Here is a 17,361-nt window from a genome sequence, read left to right as displayed (position 1 = left end):
ACGCGCTCGCAGGGAATGTTAGAGCCTGCGCGATTCGTCGCGCACGCCTGCGGAAAGGCGCGGAGACCGATCCGGCGAAGATCACATCTCCGCGTTCGTGCCGGTAGGATCCCGGCCATGCCCGCCGCTCCTGGCCGCCGCAGCGCGAAAGCGTTGCCCTGCCTGGTTTCCCCCTGCTCCGGACCAGTCTCCGGCGGAGAACGACATGCCCTTCGCCGATGAGCTGATCGGTGCCCAGACCGTTCGTGCCCTCACCGCCGCCCTGCGCACCGCGGTGCCGCGAGCGCGCCTGCCCCGGCTGCGCGCGGCCGAGACCGCCCTGGCGCCGCTGGCGCTCAGGGAGCGCAGTGACCTCGTCCGTGACGCGCTGCTCGCCGACCTGCCGGGTGACTACGCCTCGTTCGCACAGACCGTGCGCGCCGCGGCCGCCGGGGCGCCGTCGTTCACCGGATGGCTGATCTGGCCGGTCACCAGTGCCGTCGCCGCCAAGGCGATCGGCGAGGGCGGCGTGGAGGCGTTCGACGACGCGCTCGCACTGCTGGCGGAGCTGACGCCCCGGCTGACCTCGGAGTTCGCGTTGCGCGCCCTGCTCAACCAGGACCTCGGGCGGGCGTTGGACGCGATCGGGCCGTGGACCCGTTCGGAGTCGGCGGACGTGCGCCGGCTCGCCTCGGAGGGAACGCGCCCGCTGCTGCCGTGGGCGGTCCGCGTGCCCGGTGTCCTGGCCGACCCCAAGGCGACGCTGCCGATCCTCGACGCGCTGTACCGCGACGAGAGCGAGTACGTGCGGCGCTCGGTCGCCAACCACCTCAACGACATCAGCCGCCGCGACCCCGACCTCGTCGTCGCGACCGCGGCCGCGTGGATGGCCGCGCCCGACGCCAACACCGAACGCGTCGTGCGCCACGGTCTGCGCACGCTCGTCAAGCAAGGCCATCCCGGCGCGCTGGCGCTGCTGGGGTTCACCTCCGCGCACCTGGACGTGACCGGCCCGCTGCTCACCTCCGGCACCGTGGCGATCGGGGAGACGCTGTCGTTCACCGGCTCGGTGCGCAACCTCGGCCAGGAGCCCGCCCGGCTGGTGATCGACTACGTCGTGCACCACCTCAAGGCCAACGGCACCCTCACCGGCAAGACCTTCAAGCTCACCACCAGGACAGTCGAACCCGGCGAGACCTACGAGCTCAGCCGCGCACACTCGTTCCGGGTGCTGACCACGCGCCGATACCACCCCGGTCAGCACGCCGTCGAACTGCAGGTCAACGGAGTGCGCTCCGGACGCGCCGAGTTCATGCTCGTGGCCGCCGAGGGTGGGGGATAGATCAGGTGGAGGTCAGGGGGAAACCCTGATGGCACGGCTCTCCGCCGCGGGCACCCTGGAGTCGTCAAGGGACATCCGCAGTGCGAGGAGAATCATGAGCGAATCCAGGCCCGAGTCCACCCAGACCTCCGTCGACTCGGTGGTCGACGCCGTGCGAGGGCTGGTCAGCGAGGGCTTCAACCGTCGCGTCGTCGTGCGGGACAGCAAGGACGACGTGGTGCTCGAGGTGCCGGTGGCCCTCGGGTTGATCGCCGCGTTCGCCGCCCCGGTGGTCACGACGATCGGTGCCGGTGTCGCGCTGGTCGGCAAGTGCGGGATCTCGCTGGAGAGCCGCGAGGCGCCCGCCGACCAGACCGTGACGACGGTCGAGTCCGAGCGGGTGTAGCCACAAGCGTCCGCCGCACCCGCGAGGGGGCGTCAGGGCAGCAGGAGTTCGAAGAGCTGCCGCAGGGTGACGGCGAGAGTCTCCTCGTCGGTCTCGTTCAACGTGGTGCTGCCGATCACCTTGCGCAGCAACCAGAATCCCGCGATCAGGGCCAGCGCGCTCCGTGCCGCGGGTCTCGGGCGCGACGTCGTACAGGTGGGTCTCGACGTGCCGCTCGATGTTCTCGCGCAGGACCTCGGCGGCGCGCGGGTTGGCCGCCGACCTGAGCATCAGCAGGAACGGGGAGAGGTCGTCCGCCGCCGGTCCGGTGCGGCGCACCAGCGCGGCGGCGATGTCCCGTGCCAGGGTCTCCGGGTCGCCGCCCAACACCGTGCGGTCGGTCATCGACACCTCGGCGACCTCGGCGAACAGCCCCTCCTTGGACCCGAAGCAGCGGTTCACCAGCATCGCGCTGACCCCGGCCGCCTGGCGGGCAAGCGCGCCCTGGTCACGGGCTCGAGTTCGGGCCTGGGGAGGCGATCGCACGGCTGCTGGCCGCGGGGGGAGCGGAGGTCGTCGTGCACGGCCGCGACGAGGCCCGCGCCCAGGCCGTCGCGGACGGGATCGGTGCCGCGGCGGCGGCGATCGGCGACCTCGCGACCGACGCCGGCGCGGTCGCCGCGGCAGCCGGTGAGATCGACGTGCTGGTGAACAACGCCGGCGTCTGCGGCCACGTCGGCCGGCAGGACGCGACCCCGGACGTGTGGCGGGACATCTACGAGACCAACGTGCTGTCCGCGGTGCGGATGATCCAGCGCTTCGTCCCCGGCATGCGCGCCCGCGGCCGGGGCAGGGTCGTCCAGATCGGCGGCGGCCTCGGCTCCCAGCCGATCGCGATCCAGCCCCACTGCGGCGCAACCCTGGCCGCCCGGCACAGCCTCGCCGTCTCGCTGGCGCCAGAGCTCGAGGAGACCGGCGTGACCTCCAACGTGGTCTCACCGGGCGCGATCATGGTCGACTCGGTCCGCGAGTGGCTGACGAACCAGGCGCCGGCGAACGGCTGGGCGAGACCTGGGAGGAGATCGAGCGCGACGCCGCCAAGGAGTTCGTGCCCAGCGGCTCGTCGTCCAGCCATGCCGACCGGTTCGCGCGGTTTCCGGCGCGCAATGACCATTGCTCGCCGGCGGCGCGGCACAAAAATCACTCGCGACGGGAAACGCCTCTGTTCATTGTCGGGAATCGACTGCTTTTCCGTTGCGGCCGACGGGCGCCGGGACGTCCACATCGACGCCGCGGCGACGCCGGCCACGCGGAGGCGAGCCGCCGTGCGACGGCGACGGAGGCCGAGGACACACGCCGGAACGGCCGCCGGAGAATGCTCCGCTCCGTTCCGAGCGGTTACAGTGGGGGTGCAGAGTCGTTGATCGGCTCGTCCACTCGCTTCGTCACCTCCGCGGTCTGTGAGTCCGCCCGCTGTGGGTCCGCAGCGATCTGAGGAACACGGAGTCGCATGGCAGTGACCGCGCCCATCAGTGATGATCGAGTCTCACGCCGCCGGACCGTCGCGCCGGCCGCCACGTCGGAGGGCACTCACCTGCTGGCCGGGGCCCTCGAGCGGTACGTGTGGAAGGTCGCCGAGGCCCTCGGCGTGCCGCGTGAAGGCGCCAGCTTCGAGGTCACCGACACCGCCACGGCGTACATCGCGCTCGGCTGCCGTGCGGTGGCTCATCCGGATCGCGACGTCATGCTCGTCTGGAGCGCGACGCACGGCTGGGCGGTGTCGATCGAGACCGACCCGGCCGAGCCGCTGATCGTGCTCGGCCGCCTGTCCGGGGCCATCGTGCAGGCACCGGAGGCGGTGGCCGGTCTCGTGGCCGAGTCCATGACGCGCCCCGGCGTCCGTCAGGTGCCCGTGGCGAGCCCGAGCCTCATGGGGTGGTCGGACCTCGCGGAGTGCATGGAACGCTACGCACCCTGATGTTGCGCGTTTTTTGCCGGAAGATTTCGCGCGAATGGCGGATCGTCATTTTCGGAAACGAAAGTCTTTTTTCGGCCGATCATGCGGGAAACGGTGTAGTGTCGATTCTGCTGAGAGCATCTCGCACCTGAGCACTCAAGCTCACGTCGCACTCGGCGAAACCTGAACCGGTCCTCATCGGGCCGGAGACGGGAGTCCCGGCATGACGTCGGCTCCTCACCTTTCCATGACCCCTCAGGCCGTCACGGCCACCGAGCAGCTCCGGACTCCGCTGCGATTGCGGCTGCGGCCGAATGCGCTCTCCGCGGGGCATGTCGACGGTGCGTGGTGGCCGCGTTCCCGGGACCTCGCCGCCGAACTGCCGGCGCTGCTCGCGGTGCTGGCAGTTCGGCTGGGCGACATCCCGCGGGTGAGCTACAACCTGACCGAGTGGGACACCGCGCCACGCCAGATCGCCGTGGGCGGCGTCCGGGTGCGGCTCGGCGGGTTCTGGTCCAGGCCCCCGCACACCGTGGACGTCGTCGCGGGAGACCGGCGCCGCCTGACGCTGCTCCTCGTCCCGCCGGACACCGACCCTTCCGCCGCCCACCGGTCCATGATGCGCGCCGCCCACCGCGAGAACACCGACACCGTCGAGGTCCTGCTCCGCGGTGCCGAGGTGAGCGAGTCCACAGTGGACGTCGTGGCAGCCGGCGGCACCCGCATACCCGAACAGACGTTCCGAGGAGTTCGATGACCACACCGACCTACACATCCGCGTACGAGCGCAGGCTCCAGATGGTGCAGGACGTGCTGACCGACCAGGCCGAGCTCGACGGCAAGGCGGCACGGGATCTCGCGACGCGCGTCCTGCGCGCCCTGGACCACATACCGGAGCGGGTGCGTTGAACTCGCGCCATTACGGCACTGGCGCGGCACAGCTGACGTGGGGCACCCGGCTGCTCCGCGTCGGTTGCGCGTTCACCTACCGCGCCGAGGTGCCCACACCCGCGGTGTTCCTCGTGCGGCCGCTGTGGAACGCGGACGTGCGGGTGAGCCAGGAGCACCTGGACGTGCAGCCGGACGTGCCCATGCGGCACCACCTGGACCTGTACGGCAACCGCAACACCCGCGTCGTGCTTCCCGCCGGTCTGTCCACAGTGCACTACAACGCGTGGGTGGACGTGCCGGACCGGACGGAGGACGTGGACGAGACCGTGCCGGAGACGTTGCCCGACGGCCTGCCGGACGACGTGCTGGTGTACACCCTGCCGAGCCGGTACTGCGTGTCCGACGTGCTCGGCGACGAGGCCTGGTCGCGGTTCGGTGCCCATCCGCCGGGCTACGGCCGGGTGCGCGAGATCTGCCGGCACGTCCACGAGTCGCTGAGCTTCGGCTACGGCACCTCCACCGCCCTGTCCACCGCGGCCGACGTCAACGCGGCCGGTTTCGGCGTGTGCCGCGACTTCACGCACCTGGCGATCTCGTTCTGCCGCGCCCTCAACATCCCCGCCCGGTACGTCTTCGGCTACCTGCCGGACCTGGACGTGCCGCCCGGCGACGCGGCGATGGACTTCGCGGCGTGGATGGAGGTCTGGCTGGGCGACCGCTGGTGGACCTTCGACCCGCGCAACAACGAGCCCCGCAAGGGCCGCGTCGTCATCGGCCGGGGCCGGGACGCGGCCGACGTCGCCATGGTCACCACGTTCGGTGGCCCGCTGCTGGAGTCGATGGTGGTCCAGGCGGAAGAGGACCTGGCACCGACGTGGCGCTGAGCGGGCTCCACCGGTGGCGGAGTACGGTGGGGGCTACCGAGGGTTCTTCGTGCAGCAGCGCTCGAGCTGGTGCCGCCTTGGGCGCATCAGCAAGCCCGGCCGGTCAGGCTGGAGGCGGGAGCGCCGAGATGACCTCGGCCGAGCTCTGCACCACCGCGCCTTGCTCCCCGGCCAGGCGTACGCGCTGACGAGTCCGTTCTTCCGTTCCAGCGCCGATCATCGGAGCAACCGCATGCCTGAATCAGTCACCACCACCACCCTCGACAACGATGTGAGCTCTCTCGACAACGACGCGACCTGCGTGGTGTGTCCCCACCTGTGGCGCGAGCACGACCCGCTCGGTGCGCGCTACTGCACGGCGACCACGGTCTCCGCGCTCACGCGAGGCTGCATCTGCGGCTGAAAGCGTTGAGCACCAACGGTTTATGAGCTAGTCGAGCAGTCCGCGCACGAAGGCGGCCTGCCCGGCGTGCTGGAGGTCGTCCTCGAGCACGCTGACCAGTCGCACCGCGCGGGTGACCGGCGGGTCCCACGACTCGTCGATCACCACCGCCAGATCTCCGGCCTCGACGCCGCGCAGGTACTTCTCGGTGCGCTCGTGCACGGCCTGGTGGTACCCGAGCAGCAGGCCGGCCGGTGCGACCACCGCGGCGACCTGTCCGGCGTCGTGGCCGTAGCCGGTGTCCTCGGCGGGGAGCGGCAGGCCGAACCGCTCGGACCAGCCGCCGCCGGTCCACACCTGCTCGCTGCCCGCCAGGTCGGCGACGTGGTCGTCCTGCACTCGGGTCAGGTGCCAGACGAGCCAGGCGATCGAGTTCGCCGAGTCGTTCACCCGGTGCGCGAGCTGGTCGGCGGACAGGCCTTCGAGAAGTCGCGTGACCGCCTGCCGGACCCGGTCGAACCCGTCCAGCAGCACGTCCGTCGCACTGATCTCACTCATGATCCCGTGTACCCCCGCCGGCGTCCGTCCACTCAGCGCACGGCGCCGGCCAGGACCGCGGTCACGACCTTCCGCACGGCCTCGGACTTCGCGGGGTCGTCCTCGTGCTCGGTGAACTGCAGGTGCGCGGCGCCGATCACCGTGGGGGCGAGCACGTCGACGTCGGCGTCGGCCGCGATCCGGCCGAGGTCGCGCTCGGCCGTCAGGTACCCGGCGACCATGGCCGTGACCTCGCCGACGAGCGGGAACCGGGCCGTGCCCGCCGCACGCAGCCGCGTGCGCAGTTCGTCCCGCGCGATGACGAGCACCACGACGGCCACCCCGACCGGGTCGAAACCGGTGATCAGGGCGCTGGTCAGGTTGCCGGCGACCGTGCCGGTGCCCGCCACGTCCCGCAGCGCGGCGGCCTGCACCTCGACCTGTGCGATGCGGTCGAGCACCAGTTCGGTGAGGAAGGCGTCGAAGTCGGCGAAGTACCGGTGCAGGACGCCCTTGGCGACGCCCGCCTCGGTGGTGACGGCCCGACTGGTCAGCTCGCTGGCCCCGTCCCGGACCAGGACGCGGCCGGCGGCGTCGAACAGCTGCTGACGCGGGTCGCGCAACGCAACGCCAGTCGGCACCACGCCTCCTCTTGGATCGCTGAGAGCGAACTGCGGCACTCTAATGGGCGGTTGCCCACTAGAGTGGGCACATGGTCACTCTACCGTCGTCACCTGCACCGGAACCTCATCGGCACCGTCGCGTGGCGGAGTCGTTCGGGGTGGATCCCGAACGCTATGACCGAACCCGGGCCGAGTACCCCGAGGCGATGATCGAGCGGATCGTCTCCGCGAGCCCGGGCCCCGGCTTCCTCGACGTGGGATGCGGGACCGGCATCGAGGCCCGCCAGTTCCGGGCCGCCGGCCGCACGGTGCTCGGTGTCGAGCCCGACCGGCGCATGGCCGGCTTCGCCCGACGCACCGGCCTCGACGTCGAGGTGGCGACGTTCGAGGAGTGGGAGCCCGCGGGCCGCACCTTCGACGCGGTCGTCTCCGGCACGGCCTGGCACTGGGTCGACCCGGTGGCGGGCGCGGCCAAGGCGGCACGGGTCCTGCGGCCGGGAGGCGTGCTGGCGCCGTTCGGACACGTGTACCAGCTTCCACCCGCCCTGGCGGATGCCCTCCACGAGGCGTACCGGCGGGTGGCACCGGACTCGCCGCTGAGCTTCACCGGCCGGCCGGAGGTGCCGGCCCTGGACGCATACCAGGGCCTGTACGCGCGGGCCGCCGAAGGCATCCGCGAGGCCGGCGGGTTCGACGAGCCCGAGTTGTGGCGCCACGACTGGCAACGCACGTACAGCCGCGAAGAACTGCTGGACCTGGTGCCGACCTCCGGCGGTCTCACCACCCTGCCACCGGAGCGGCTGGCCGAGGTGGTGGCCGCCCTGGGTACCGCGGTCGACGGGATGGGCGGCACCGTCACGCTGCCGTACGCCACCTGGGGCCTCACCGCGCGCCGGTCGGAGCTCAGCTGACGCTGAGCTCTCCGGCCAGCACCGGTGCCCCCGTGCTCGCCACCACGCCCTCGACCGTGCTGCCGGGCGCGAGTTCGACCAGCCGGAAGGCGCCGTCGGCGACGTCGAGCACGGCCAGGTCGGTGATGACGCGGGAGACGACCCCGCGTCCGGTCAGCGGCAGGGTGCACGTGCCGACCAGCTTCGGCTCACCGGCGCGCGACACGTGTTCCATCAGGACGATCACCCGGCGGGCGCCGCTGACGAGGTCCATGGCCCCGCCCATGCCCTTGACCATCGCGCCGGGCACCATCCAGTTGGCGAGGTCGCCGTGCGCGGAGACCTGCATGCCGCCGAGCACCGCGGTGTCGATGTGGCCGCCGCGGATCATCGCGAAGCTGGTGGGGGAGTCGAAGAACGACGCCCCCGGCACCACGCTGACGGTCTGCTTGCCCGCGTTGATCAGGTCAGGATCGACCTCGTCGTCGTAGGGGAACGGCCCGACGCCGAGGATGCCGTTCTCCGCGTGCAGCGTCACCGCCGAGTCCGCCGGCAGGTGGTCGGGGATGAGCGTGGGCAGGCCGATGCCGAGGTTGACGTACTCGCCGTCGCGCAGTTCGAGCGCGGCACGGGCGGCCATCTGGTCGCGGGTCCAGGCCATGTCAGTTCTCCTCCTGGCGTGCGCGGGTGGTGCGCTTCTCGATGTCCTTGCGGGTCGCCTGTTCCGGGGTGAGCGCGACAACGCTCTGCACGAAGACACCCGGCAGGTGCACCTGGTCAGGATCGATCCCGCCGACCTCGACCACTTCCTCGGCCTCGACGACGGTGAACCGCCCGGCCATCGCGGCGGCGGGGTTGAAGTTGCGCGCGGCAGCGTGGAACACGCAGTTCCCGGCCCGGTCGACAACGGCGGCGCGCACGAGCGCCACGTCGGTGACGATCGACTCCTCCAGCACCATCTCCTTGCCGTGGAACGTGCGCACCTCCTTGGGCGGAGAGGCGAGCGCGACGGTGCCGTCCGGGTGGTAGCGCCAGGGCAGGCCACCCTCGGACACGAGCGTCCCGACGCCGGTAGGCGTGTAGAAGGCGCCGATCCCGGACCCCCCGGCGCGCAGCCGTTCGGCGAGCGTCCCTTGTGGAGTGAGCTCCACCGTCAGCTCTCCGCCCAGGTACTGGCGCGCGAACTCCTTGTTCTCACCGACGTAGGACGCGACGACCCGGCTGATGCGGCGGTGCTCGAGCAACAGCCCGAGCCCGGCGCCGTCCACACCGCAGTTGTTGGACACGATCGTGAGGTCGTCGGCCCCCTGCTCCAGCAGCGCCTCGATGAGGAACCACGGAATGCCCGCGAGCCCGAACCCCCCGACCGCGACGCTCGCGCCGGACCGGATGCCGGCCACGGCTTCGGCCGGTCCGCCGACCACCTTGTCCAGGCTCATCAGTGGATCTCCTTCTTGGCATGATCGTGAGTTGTCCACAGGCTGGTTGTTGGCTGACCTGCGGTTATCCGGACTTCGGTAGCCTGTGGACAGAGCGGGAACCAAAACCGGGGATCGCGCGTTGCGTCAGGAGGAATCGCGCGGGCAGCAGTGAGTCGAGCGACTCGCTGCGGGGTGGGCAGGTCGTAGAGGATCGCCGGCGTCGAGTCGTACCGGGACCGCGAGCCGGTCGATGCGTCCTGGGTTGCCGATGTCCACGCGCAGCACGGTCGTGTCCTCCAGCGACAGTCCGGCCAGGTGCGCCTCCTCCACGTCCAGCCGGCCGGGCAGCCCGACGAGATCGCCGGCGAGGGCTTCGACAACCGCAGCGCTCATCAGTGCACCGCCTCAACGACCGTGACGCTCATCAGCGCACCGCCTCGAAGACGGCGGCCAGCCCCTGACCGCCGCCGATGCACATCGTCTCCAGGCCGTAGCGGCTGCCGCGGCGGCCCATCTCGTGCGCGAGCGTCGCCAGGATCCGCGCTCCGGTCGCACCTACCGGATGCCCGAGCGAGATGCCGGAACCGTTGGGGTTGAGCCGGTCGTCGGCTGGATCGAGCTTCCACTCGCGCAGGCAGGCGAGCACCTGGGCGGCGAACGCCTCGTTGAGCTCGATCACGTCCATGTCGTCGAGGGTGAGTCCGGCCCGGCCGAGCGCGGCGGCGGTGGCCGGGACGGGGCCGATGCCCATGACCTCCGGTCCGACCCCGGCCACGGCCCAGGACCTGAGAGCGAGCACGGGCCGCAGGCCGCGCTTCTCGGCTTCCGCGCGCGTGGTGACCACGCACAGCGCGGCGCCGTCGTTCTGGCCGCTCGCGTTGCCCGCGGTGACCGTGGACTCCGGGTCGAGCTTCAGTCTCACCGGCCGCAACGCGGCGAGGTCGTCGAGCGTCGTGTCCGGGCGGGCGTGTTCGTCGCGGCCGACGACGAGGTCGGGCTTGCCGCGGCGGCCGGGCACGGTCGCCGGCACGAGTTCGTCGGCGAAGCGGCCCGCCTTGTCGGCGGCACCCCAGCGCTGCTGTGAGCGCACCGCGAACTCGTCCTGTTCGGCGCGTGAGATGCCGTACTCGCGGCGGAGGTTCTCCGCGGTTTCGAGCATGCCGCCCGCCACGGGGTGGAACCGGCCACCGGCCGTCTCCCTGGCCCGGTCGAGGCGGTCCACCAGCTGGACGCCACCGCTGCGGACGCCGGTGCGCAGTCCCAGCGCGTAGTGCTCCACCTGCGACATGGACTCGGCGCCGCCCGCCACGACGACGTTCGCCGCGCCGGTCGCGACCTGCGCTGCCGCGTACAGCACGGCTTGGAGGCCCGACCCGCAGCGGCGGTCGATCTGCAGGCCGGGGACGCCGGTGCCGAGGCCCGCGTCCAGGGCCGCGATGCGGCCGATGGCCGGCGACTCGCCGTTCGGGTAGCTCTGGCCGAGCACCACGTCGTCGACGTCGCCCTCCCGCAGGCCCGTGCGCCGCACCAGTTCCGTGAGCACGGCGGTGGCCAGGTCGGCGGCGCTCAGGGAGGCGAGCGCACCGCCGAACCGTCCGACCGGGGTGCGGAGGGGTTCGCAGATCACGACGTCGGTCATGCCCTCGACGCTAGTGCGGTTCGGTCATATGCAGAAATACTCATTTGGCGAACACTGAGACTCTGGGAGTATCAACGAGTGGAGCTTCGTCACCTGCGCTACTTCGTCGCGGTCGCCGAGGAACGGCACTTCGGCCGTGCTGCCGCACGCCTGCACATGGCGCAACCGCCGCTCTCCCAGCAGATCCAGCAGCTGGAGGCCGAGCTCGGGGTGACGTTGCTGCACCGCACCACCCGCAAGGTCGACCTGACCGACGCCGGGGCGGTCTACCTCGGACGCGCCCGAGCCGTGCTGGCCGCCGTCGACGCCGCCGGGGCGGAGGCGCGGCGGGTGGCCGACGGGATGCAGGGCCGCCTGGTCGTGGGGTGCGTCGGCTCGGCCACCTACAGCCTGCTGCCCGCGTTCGCCCGTGCCCTGCGCGAAGCGCTGCCGGCCGTCGACTTCGTGTTCCGGGGCGAGATGCTGGCACCGGACCAGCTCGAGTCCCTGCTCGCCCGCCGCATCGACCTCGCCCTGCTGCGCCCGCCGGTCGAGGACGAGGCGGCGCGGGTGAGCGTGGTGCGGCGCGACCGGCTCATCGTGGCGTTGCCCGTGGACCACCGGCTCGCGCGGCGCAAGCGGCTGAAGATCGCGGACCTGCGCGAGGAGGACCTGATCGTGCACGCGTCGCGCGGCCGTTCCGTCATGCACGGGATCGTCACGGAGCTGTGCCGCTCGGCCGGGTTCGAACCGAGGATCCGCCACGAGGTGGCGGAAACCTCGACGCTCGTCACCTTCGTGGCCGCCGGACTCGGCGTGGCCGTGGTCCCGGAACCCGTGGCGGAGCTCGGCGTGCCCGGCACGACCTACCGGCCGCTGGCCGGGAACCGGGGCATCGACCTCGTGGCCGCCGTGCGGGTCGGCGACGATTCGCCGGTCGTCGCGAGGGCGCTCGGCCTGCTGGTGCAGTGGCAGGAACGGGCGCGCTGAACCGCGGTCAGGTCTCCAGCCACTCCGGCCGGCTGGAGGAGGCGGGGTCGAGCCGGCCGAGGATGCGTTCGTGGGCGGCGTGCAGCTGGCTCAGCTGCGTCGCGTCCAACGGGTCCACGACCAGCTCGCGGACCGCGGTGACATGACCGGGCGCGGCTCGTTCGACGGCGGCCGTGCCCGCGGCGGTGAGGACCGCGCGGCTGGCCCGGCCGTCGTCAGGATCGGGCTCCCGGCACAGCAGGCCACGGCCTTCAAGTCGCTTCACGACGTTCGACAGGCGTGACAGCGAGGAACTGGTGAGCTGCGCGAGCCGGCTCAGGCGCAGGGTGTGGCCGGGAACCTCGGACAGCATCGACAGCACGTGGTACTCGAAGAACGACAGCCCGGCGTCGCGTTCCAGCTGGGCGTCGAGCGTCGCGGGCAAGCGCGTCAGCACGCGCACCATGTCGAGCCAGGCCAGCCGCTGCTCCGCCGTCAGCCAGCGCGGGCCCTTCGCGTCCGGGGTCACATCCCCAATTTACTTGACGCTTGAACCATTCGCTCCTAGTGTCGGTGGCAGAAAGTTCAAATTTGAACTAATTGGAGGCTGTCATGCGCGTCGCGATCATCGGTGCGGGCAACGTCGGATCAGGGTTCGCCGGGGCTGCCACCGCCGCGGGACACCAGGTCACCGTCGCCGCCGCTCACGAGGAGAACGCGGTCAAGGTGGCCGAGCTGGTGGGCGGCACGGCAGCGGCCACCGCCGCGGACGCCGCCCGGGGCGCGGACGTGGTGGTGCTGGCGGTGCCCGCCGCCGTCGCGGCCGGCGTGCTGACCGAGCTCAAGGGCACGACCGCCGTGGTCGTGGACGCCACCAACCCCGTCAACGAGACCTACAGCGACCTGACGACCAGCGGGACGAGCCACGCCGAACAGCTGGCCGCCGTCGCGCCGGAAGTGAAGCTCGTCAAGGCGTTCAACACGGTCTTCGCCTCCCGGCTCGGTGCCGCGAGGGAGGACGGCCTGCCGCTGGACGGCTACTACGCCGGTGACGACGAAGAGGCGAAGCAGGTCGTGGCGGAACTGCTGACCTCGCTGGGTTTCCGGCCGATCGACGCGGGCGGTCTGCGGATGACCCGTTCGCTGGAGGAGCTGGCGTTCCTCAACATCACCCTCAACGCGCGCAACGGCTGGACCTGGCAGAGTGGGTGGCGCCTGACCGGTCCGACCGTCTGAAAAGGACCGAACGCGCTTTGAGGAGCAACCATGTTCGCGTCCTGGTACGACCGGCAAGGCTCCGCCGCCGAGGTCCTGCAGTTCGGGGAACTGCCCGACCCGCAGCCCGGTCCCGGTGAGGTGCGGGTCGAGGTGCGGCTGTCCGGGGTGAACCCGGGCGACACGAAGAAGCGGCGTGGCTGGCTGGGTTCCTCCATGCCGTTCCCGCGCGTCGTCCCGCACAGCGACGCCGCCGGCGTGGTGGACGCGGTCGGCGACGGAGTCGACACCGGCCGGGTGGGCCGGCGGGTGTGGGTCCACGGAGCACAGTCGTACCGGGCGTTCGGCACGGCCGCGCAGTACGTGGTGGTGCCCGAACACCTGGCCGTGCCGTTGCCGGACCACGTGACCGACGAACTGGCCGCGAGCCTGGGCATCCCCGGCATCACGGCCCACCGCACGGTGTTCGCCGACGGCCCGGTCGACGGGCGGACCGTGCTGGTGCAGGGCGTCCTCGGCGGCGTCGGTTCACTCGCCGCGCAGCTCGCACGGTGGGGAGGCGCCACGGTCCTGGGAACGGTGAGGAAGACCAGCGACCTCGACCTGGTGGACCCCGCGGTCGTCGCACACGCGGTAGCGCTCGACGACCCCGCCGCTGCCCAGGAGATCCGCGCGAAGGCGCCGGACGGGGTCCACCGGATCGTCGAGGTGTCGTTGTCCGACAACGCGGACCTGGACGTCGCCGTCGTCGCGAACGACGGGATCATCGCCGCCTACGGCACGCGGTCCGACCGCACGGAACTGCCGTTCTGGCCCTTGCTGTTCGCCAACGTCACCGTGCGGCTGTTCGGCAGCGACGACTTCCCGGCGGCCGCGAAACGAGCCGCAGCTCGAGACCTCACCGCCGCGGCCGCCATGGGCGCGCTGCGGGTGGAGGTCGGGAAGTCGTTCCCGCTCAACGAGATCGCGGCGGCCCATGACCGGGTCGACGCCGGTGACCGCGGCCGGATGCTCGTCACCGTCGCTTGACGGGCTCGTGCCACCGTCACCAGGTCACGGGAAGCTCGTAGACGCCGTACACCGAGCCGTCGTGCTTGAACGGGATGTTCTCCAGCCCGGTGGCGAGCCGCAGGGCCGGGATCCGCCGGTACAGCGTGCTGTACACGACCTGCAGCTCCATCCGGGCCAGCGGCTGGCCGAGGCACTGGTGCACACCGAAGCCGAACGCCACGTGCTGCCGGGGGTTGCGGCCGAGGTCGAGCCGGTCCGGGTCCGGGAACACCGACGGGTCGCGGTTGCCGATGTCGCCGGCCATGATGACGCCCTCGCCCGCACGGATGGTCTCGCCGGCGATCTCGACGTCCTGCAGCGCTACCCTGCGGCGGCCGTTGTGGGTGATGTGCAGGTAGCGCAACAACTCCTCGACGGCGGACGACACGAAAGCGGGGTCGTCCGACTCGCGGAGCCTCGCCAGCTGGTCCGGGTGCTCCAGCAGTGCCAGGGTGCCGAGCGCGATCATGTTCGCGGTGGTCTCGTGGCCGGCGAGCAGCATGAGCACGCCCATCTGCACCGCTTCCGGACGGGTCAGCTCGCCCTTCTCGATCCGCTCGACCAGGCTGGACAGGAGGTCGTCGCCGGGATTCTCGATCTTCTCGCCGACGAGGCCGTCCAGGTACTGGAAGAGCCTGCCGCCCGCGGCGCGCCGCTCGTCCCCGGTCGCATCGCGGTTGATGAGGACCTTAGCTGTTCTCCTGGAACGACTCGTGGTCGTCGTACGGCACGCCGAGCAGCCGGCAGATCACCAGTGACGGCACCGGAAGCGCGAACGCCTGCACCAGGTCCACGGGCCTGGGGCCGGCCAGCAGGTCGTCGAGGAGGTCGTCGACGATCTTCTGCACGCCCGGCCTCATCGCCTCGATCCGCTTGATCGTGAACGACGAGGTCACCATCCGGCGGAGCCGGGCGTGCTCGGGGTCGTCCATGAGGATGAAGCTGATGGGGGTGCCCCCGCCCGCCGAGACGTCGACCTCGATCGGGTAGCCCGGCCGGGTGGCGTCCGAGCTGAGCCGGGCGTCGGTCAGGAGCGCCTTCTGCTCCGCGTACCTGGTCACCAGCCACGCCTCGGTGCCGTTGCGCAGCCGGACCCGCGTCAGCGGCGTCTCCTGCTGCAACGACTGGATGGCCGGAGGCGGGTCGAACGGGCACTGCTCCGCCCGCACCCCTGGAAAGGTCTCGATGGTGCCCGTCACGACTTTCCTCCCACGAGTACCGATTTCCCGATCTCCTGCCGCAGCAGACGGGCTTGTTTGGCCATGTTCCAGCCGAGCACGCCGGTGACGACGCCGTCGCGGCGGTACGTCGCCACGAAGCGGCGGTCCGCCGGATCACCGTCCACAACGGTCACTTCGGCGCCGGCGCCGAGCACGCCGTGCACCTGGATCTTGACGTCGAACTGGTCGGTCCAGAAGTAGGGCACGGGCGCGTACGGCCTGTCCTCGCCGAGGATCGCGCCGGCCACCGCGATGCCCTGCTCGGTCGCGTTGGTGCGATTTTCCAGGCGCAGCAGGACGTCCAGCGTCTCGTGGTGCCACCGCGCCACGTCACCGGCGGCGTAGATCCCCTCCGCCGCCCGGCAACGCGAGTCGCACACGACCCCGTTGTCACGCGGCACCCCGCTGCCCGCCAGCCAGTCCACGGCGGGAGCGGCGCCGAACGCCACCACGACGACGTCCGCCGGCAGCACCTCGCCGGTCTCCAGGCGCACGCCGGTCACCCGGCCCTCGTGCGAGGACAGGCCGGTGACACCGGCGCCGAGCCGCAGTTCGACGCCGTTCGAGGTGTGGAGGCCGGCCAGCAGGCGTGCCGGCAGCGCGCCGAACTGGTAGGCCAGTGGTGCGCGCTGCGGTCCGGCGATCGTGACGGCGAGTCCCATCATCCTTGCGGTGGCAGCGATCTCGGTACCCAGCACGCCGTCGCCGACGACCACGACCCGCGAGCCGGCCAGCAGGTCCTCACGCAGGGCCAGGGCGTCGTCGAGCGTGCGGAGCACGTGCACTCCGGCGAGGCCGTCCTGGCCCGGCAGAGTGCGCGCCCGCAACCCGGTGGCCACGACGACGGCTTCCGCGGTGAACTCCCGGCCCGAGGCCGTGCGGACGGTCCGTGCCGGGACGTCCAGACCCGCGGCGGCGTCGCCGAGGACGAAATCGGCGTCCAAGGTGGACAGCACCTCGGACGGACGCAGCCGAGCCCGTTGCGGCAGCCAGGTGCCGGCGAGGACCTGCTTGGACAACGGCGGGCGGTCGTACGGCAGGTGCCGCTCGGCGCCGAGCACGGTGATCGGGCCGCGGTACTCCTTGCGCCGCAGGGCTTCCACGGTGGCGAGACCGGCCGCGGAAGCCCCGACGACGAGCACGCCGTCCGGAGCGCTCACTCGTTCACCGTGATCGCGACGCCGGGGCACACGCTGGCGGCCTCGCGGACGACGTCCGCCAGCTCCACGGGCGGCGCCTCGTCGAGCAGGACGACGATCCCGTCCTCGTCCCGCTGGTCGAACACGTCCGGTGCGAGCAGCACGCACGTGCCTGCGCCGCAGCACTTCTCCTGGTCAACGGTCACCTTCATCGTTCGTCCTTCCCCCGCGGCCCGCTGGGGGAGATGGGTGCGAGCCACATCCCGGCGAGCGCGTCGATCAGTCCGGCCGCGGCGGAGTTCCACGTGTGCCGGGGTGTGGTGGTGTCTTCGGCGAGGGAACGTTCGCGCTCGCCGAACATGTGCACGATCAGCTGGCGCGCCATGTCGGCGCGTTCGGCCCGGACCTGCGGCGGCAGGCCCGGCAGGCAGCGGTTCAGCGACTCGAGGATGCGCACCAGCGACGGCGACGACAGCGACTCGTCGATCATGATCGGCCGGAAGGTGGGGTCGGTCATCACCTGCGCGCCGAACCGGGCGAACCACGTCGGGCTGCCCACCGCCTCGAGGTGTTCGGCCACCGGGCGCACCAGGCAGGCGATCCAGTCCCGCACGTTCGTGCTGTCGCCGGTCTCGGCCACCCAGCGCCGCCGGATCTCCTCGATCGAGGTGGAGTGCTTGCGCGCGATCGCCCGCACCAGGTCGGCCTTGGTGCCGAAGTGGTAGCTCACCGCGGTGTTGTTCCCCTGCCCGGCGGCCTCGCTGATCTGCCGGTTGGACACCGCGAGAACGCCGTGTTCCGCGAACAGCCGCTCGGCCGCGGTCAGGATCAGCTCCCTGGTCGGCTGCGCCCGCCCGGTCCTGGTGGCCTCACTCGTCAC

22 protein-coding genes and 1 pseudogene are annotated in these 17,361 nt (G+C 71.5%); 12 read left to right on the top strand and 11 right to left on the bottom strand.

From position 1 onward, the window contains the following. The first annotated feature begins 205 nt into the window (after positions 1-205). From DFR72_RS02655 to DFR72_RS45305, 8 genes are all read left to right on the top strand, one after another. Entirely contained in the window at positions 206-1,321 is a 1,116-nt protein-coding gene (locus DFR72_RS02655) for a DNA alkylation repair protein (RefSeq protein WP_090064205.1), read from the top strand. Between the two features lie 94 nt (positions 1,322-1,415). Continuing rightward, on the top strand, positions 1,416-1,706 hold the full coding sequence (locus DFR72_RS02650; protein ID WP_090064206.1) for a DUF4342 domain-containing protein: 291 nt from the start codon (positions 1,416-1,418) through the stop codon (positions 1,704-1,706). A 557-nt stretch (positions 1,707-2,263) separates the two neighbouring features. Further along, positions 2,264-3,109, top strand: coding sequence for an SDR family NAD(P)-dependent oxidoreductase (locus DFR72_RS02645; protein WP_245982454.1), 846 nt, complete (start codon positions 2,264-2,266; stop codon positions 3,107-3,109). Positions 3,110-3,195: 86 nt separating this feature from the next. Continuing rightward, positions 3,196-3,663, top strand: coding sequence for a DUF6292 family protein (locus DFR72_RS02640; protein ID WP_090064207.1), 468 nt, complete (start codon positions 3,196-3,198; stop codon positions 3,661-3,663). A gap of 202 nt (positions 3,664-3,865) precedes the next feature. Then, complete coding sequence (locus DFR72_RS02635) at positions 3,866-4,399, top strand: DUF5994 family protein (RefSeq protein WP_177224513.1); 534 nt, start codon at positions 3,866-3,868, stop codon at positions 4,397-4,399. Continuing rightward, the gene (locus DFR72_RS45310; RefSeq protein ID WP_090064208.1) at positions 4,396-4,551 is read left to right on the top strand and encodes a DUF6307 family protein; all 156 of its coding nucleotides are present in this window, start codon (positions 4,396-4,398) and stop codon (positions 4,549-4,551) included. Before DFR72_RS02635 ends, DFR72_RS45310 begins: the two co-directional genes overlap by 4 nt. Continuing rightward, positions 4,548-5,417, top strand: a complete 870-nt coding sequence (locus tag DFR72_RS02630) for a transglutaminase-like domain-containing protein (RefSeq protein ID WP_211335270.1) — start codon at positions 4,548-4,550, stop codon at positions 5,415-5,417. The genes DFR72_RS45310 and DFR72_RS02630 overlap by 4 nt, the downstream gene beginning before the upstream one ends. A gap of 232 nt (positions 5,418-5,649) precedes the next feature. Next, positions 5,650-5,820, top strand: a complete 171-nt coding sequence (locus DFR72_RS45305; protein ID WP_170176100.1) for an RGCVC family protein — start codon at positions 5,650-5,652, stop codon at positions 5,818-5,820. Positions 5,821-5,847: 27 nt separating this feature from the next. Here DFR72_RS45305 and DFR72_RS02620 read toward each other — a convergent pair whose 3' ends face one another. Together DFR72_RS02620 and DFR72_RS02615 are read right to left on the bottom strand one after the other, a co-directional pair. After that, the gene (locus DFR72_RS02620; RefSeq protein WP_090064566.1) at positions 5,848-6,348 is read right to left on the bottom strand and encodes a mycothiol transferase; all 501 of its coding nucleotides are present in this window, start codon (positions 6,346-6,348) and stop codon (positions 5,848-5,850) included. A 41-nt stretch (positions 6,349-6,389) separates the two neighbouring features. Beyond that, positions 6,390-6,977 (bottom strand): TetR family transcriptional regulator, encoded by a 588-nt coding sequence (locus DFR72_RS02615; RefSeq protein WP_090064567.1) that lies wholly within the window; start codon positions 6,975-6,977, stop codon positions 6,390-6,392. A 122-nt stretch (positions 6,978-7,099) separates the two neighbouring features. On the opposite strand from DFR72_RS02615, the gene DFR72_RS02610 reads away from it, so the two are divergent. After that, positions 7,100-7,870 (top strand): class I SAM-dependent methyltransferase, encoded by a 771-nt coding sequence (locus tag DFR72_RS02610; protein WP_245982551.1) that lies wholly within the window; start codon positions 7,100-7,102, stop codon positions 7,868-7,870. Here the strand turns inward: DFR72_RS02610 and DFR72_RS02605 are convergent. From DFR72_RS02605 to DFR72_RS02590, 4 genes are all read right to left on the bottom strand, one after another. After that, positions 7,863-8,510, bottom strand: a complete 648-nt coding sequence (locus tag DFR72_RS02605) for a CoA transferase subunit B (protein WP_090064211.1) — start codon at positions 8,508-8,510, stop codon at positions 7,863-7,865. The two genes, DFR72_RS02610 and DFR72_RS02605, sit on opposite strands and share 8 nt — an antisense overlap. 1 nt (position 8,511) lies before the next feature. Then, positions 8,512-9,288: a CoA transferase subunit A gene (locus DFR72_RS02600; protein WP_090064212.1), complete on the bottom strand. Its 777-nt coding sequence runs from the start codon at positions 9,286-9,288 to the stop codon at positions 8,512-8,514. 126 nt (positions 9,289-9,414) lie between these two features. After that, positions 9,415-9,663: a hypothetical protein gene (locus DFR72_RS02595; protein ID WP_090064213.1), complete on the bottom strand. Its 249-nt coding sequence runs from the start codon at positions 9,661-9,663 to the stop codon at positions 9,415-9,417. 31 nt (positions 9,664-9,694) lie between these two features. Further along, a complete protein-coding gene (locus DFR72_RS02590) occupies positions 9,695-10,909 on the bottom strand; it encodes an acetyl-CoA C-acetyltransferase (protein ID WP_090064214.1) in 1,215 nt (404 codons plus the stop codon). A 78-nt stretch (positions 10,910-10,987) separates the two neighbouring features. Here DFR72_RS02590 and DFR72_RS02585 point away from each other — a divergent pair, with 78 nt between their 5' ends. Then, positions 10,988-11,878, top strand: coding sequence for a LysR substrate-binding domain-containing protein (locus tag DFR72_RS02585; RefSeq protein WP_090064215.1), 891 nt, complete (start codon positions 10,988-10,990; stop codon positions 11,876-11,878). Positions 11,879-11,885: 7 nt separating this feature from the next. Here the strand turns inward: DFR72_RS02585 and DFR72_RS02580 are convergent, their stop codons facing one another. Next, positions 11,886-12,386 (bottom strand): MarR family winged helix-turn-helix transcriptional regulator, encoded by a 501-nt coding sequence (locus DFR72_RS02580; RefSeq protein WP_245982452.1) that lies wholly within the window; start codon positions 12,384-12,386, stop codon positions 11,886-11,888. A gap of 83 nt (positions 12,387-12,469) precedes the next feature. Here DFR72_RS02580 and DFR72_RS02575 point away from each other — a divergent pair, with 83 nt between their 5' ends. Together DFR72_RS02575 and DFR72_RS02570 are read left to right on the top strand one after the other, a co-directional pair. Beyond that, the gene (locus DFR72_RS02575) at positions 12,470-13,093 is read left to right on the top strand and encodes an NADPH-dependent F420 reductase (protein ID WP_090064216.1); all 624 of its coding nucleotides are present in this window, start codon (positions 12,470-12,472) and stop codon (positions 13,091-13,093) included. A gap of 30 nt (positions 13,094-13,123) precedes the next feature. Further along, positions 13,124-14,101, top strand: coding sequence for an NADPH:quinone reductase (locus DFR72_RS02570; RefSeq protein ID WP_090064217.1), 978 nt, complete (start codon positions 13,124-13,126; stop codon positions 14,099-14,101). Positions 14,102-14,117: 16 nt separating this feature from the next. On the opposite strand, the pseudogene DFR72_RS02565 reads toward DFR72_RS02570, so the two are convergent. The 4 genes and pseudogenes from DFR72_RS02565 to DFR72_RS02550 form a co-directional block, all read right to left on the bottom strand. Beyond that, positions 14,118-15,321, bottom strand: a pseudogene (locus DFR72_RS02565) (cytochrome P450). Continuing rightward, entirely contained in the window at positions 15,318-16,502 is a 1,185-nt protein-coding gene (locus DFR72_RS02560; protein ID WP_090064218.1) for an NAD(P)/FAD-dependent oxidoreductase, read from the bottom strand. The pseudogene DFR72_RS02565 and the gene DFR72_RS02560 overlap by 4 nt, the downstream one beginning before the upstream one ends. Next, on the bottom strand, positions 16,499-16,693 hold the full coding sequence (locus tag DFR72_RS02555; protein WP_090064219.1) for a ferredoxin: 195 nt from the start codon (positions 16,691-16,693) through the stop codon (positions 16,499-16,501). Before DFR72_RS02555 ends, DFR72_RS02560 begins: the two co-directional genes overlap by 4 nt. Next, positions 16,690-17,361, bottom strand: coding sequence for a TetR/AcrR family transcriptional regulator (locus tag DFR72_RS02550; protein WP_090064220.1), 672 nt, complete (start codon positions 17,359-17,361; stop codon positions 16,690-16,692). The genes DFR72_RS02555 and DFR72_RS02550 overlap by 4 nt, the downstream gene beginning before the upstream one ends.

This window comes from Lentzea flaviverrucosa, from assembly GCF_003350445.1.
Lineage (GTDB): Bacteria > Actinomycetota > Actinomycetes > Mycobacteriales > Pseudonocardiaceae > Lentzea > Lentzea californiensis.
Note: the sequence above shows the minus strand (reverse complement) of the source record. Positions and strands in the feature narration are given on the sequence as shown.

Excerpts from the sequence above, each read along its gene's own strand:
- DFR72_RS02640 (WP_090064207.1), top strand. The coding sequence starts at position 3,196 with ATGGCAGTGACCGCGCCCATCAGTGATGATCGAGTCTCACGCCGCCGG.
- DFR72_RS02650 (WP_090064206.1), top strand. The coding sequence starts at position 1,416 with ATGAGCGAATCCAGGCCCGAGTCCACCCAGACCTCCGTCGACTCGGTG.
- DFR72_RS02635 (WP_177224513.1), top strand. The coding sequence starts at position 3,866 with ATGACGTCGGCTCCTCACCTTTCCATGACCCCTCAGGCCGTCACGGCC.
- DFR72_RS02575 (WP_090064216.1), top strand. The coding sequence starts at position 12,470 with ATGCGCGTCGCGATCATCGGTGCGGGCAACGTCGGATCAGGGTTCGCC.
- DFR72_RS45305 (WP_170176100.1), top strand. The coding sequence starts at position 5,650 with ATGCCTGAATCAGTCACCACCACCACCCTCGACAACGATGTGAGCTCT.
- DFR72_RS02600 (WP_090064212.1), bottom strand. The coding sequence starts at position 9,288 with ATGAGCCTGGACAAGGTGGTCGGCGGACCGGCCGAAGCCGTGGCCGGC.
- DFR72_RS02570 (WP_090064217.1), top strand. The coding sequence starts at position 13,124 with ATGTTCGCGTCCTGGTACGACCGGCAAGGCTCCGCCGCCGAGGTCCTG.
- DFR72_RS02605 (WP_090064211.1), bottom strand. The coding sequence starts at position 8,510 with ATGGCCTGGACCCGCGACCAGATGGCCGCCCGTGCCGCGCTCGAACTG.
- DFR72_RS02655 (WP_090064205.1), top strand. The coding sequence starts at position 206 with ATGCCCTTCGCCGATGAGCTGATCGGTGCCCAGACCGTTCGTGCCCTC.
- DFR72_RS02595 (WP_090064213.1), bottom strand. The coding sequence starts at position 9,663 with ATGAGCGCTGCGGTTGTCGAAGCCCTCGCCGGCGATCTCGTCGGGCTG.
- DFR72_RS02555 (WP_090064219.1), bottom strand. The coding sequence starts at position 16,693 with ATGAAGGTGACCGTTGACCAGGAGAAGTGCTGCGGCGCAGGCACGTGC.
- DFR72_RS02590 (WP_090064214.1), bottom strand. The coding sequence starts at position 10,909 with ATGACCGACGTCGTGATCTGCGAACCCCTCCGCACCCCGGTCGGACGG.
- DFR72_RS45310 (WP_090064208.1), top strand. The coding sequence starts at position 4,396 with ATGACCACACCGACCTACACATCCGCGTACGAGCGCAGGCTCCAGATG.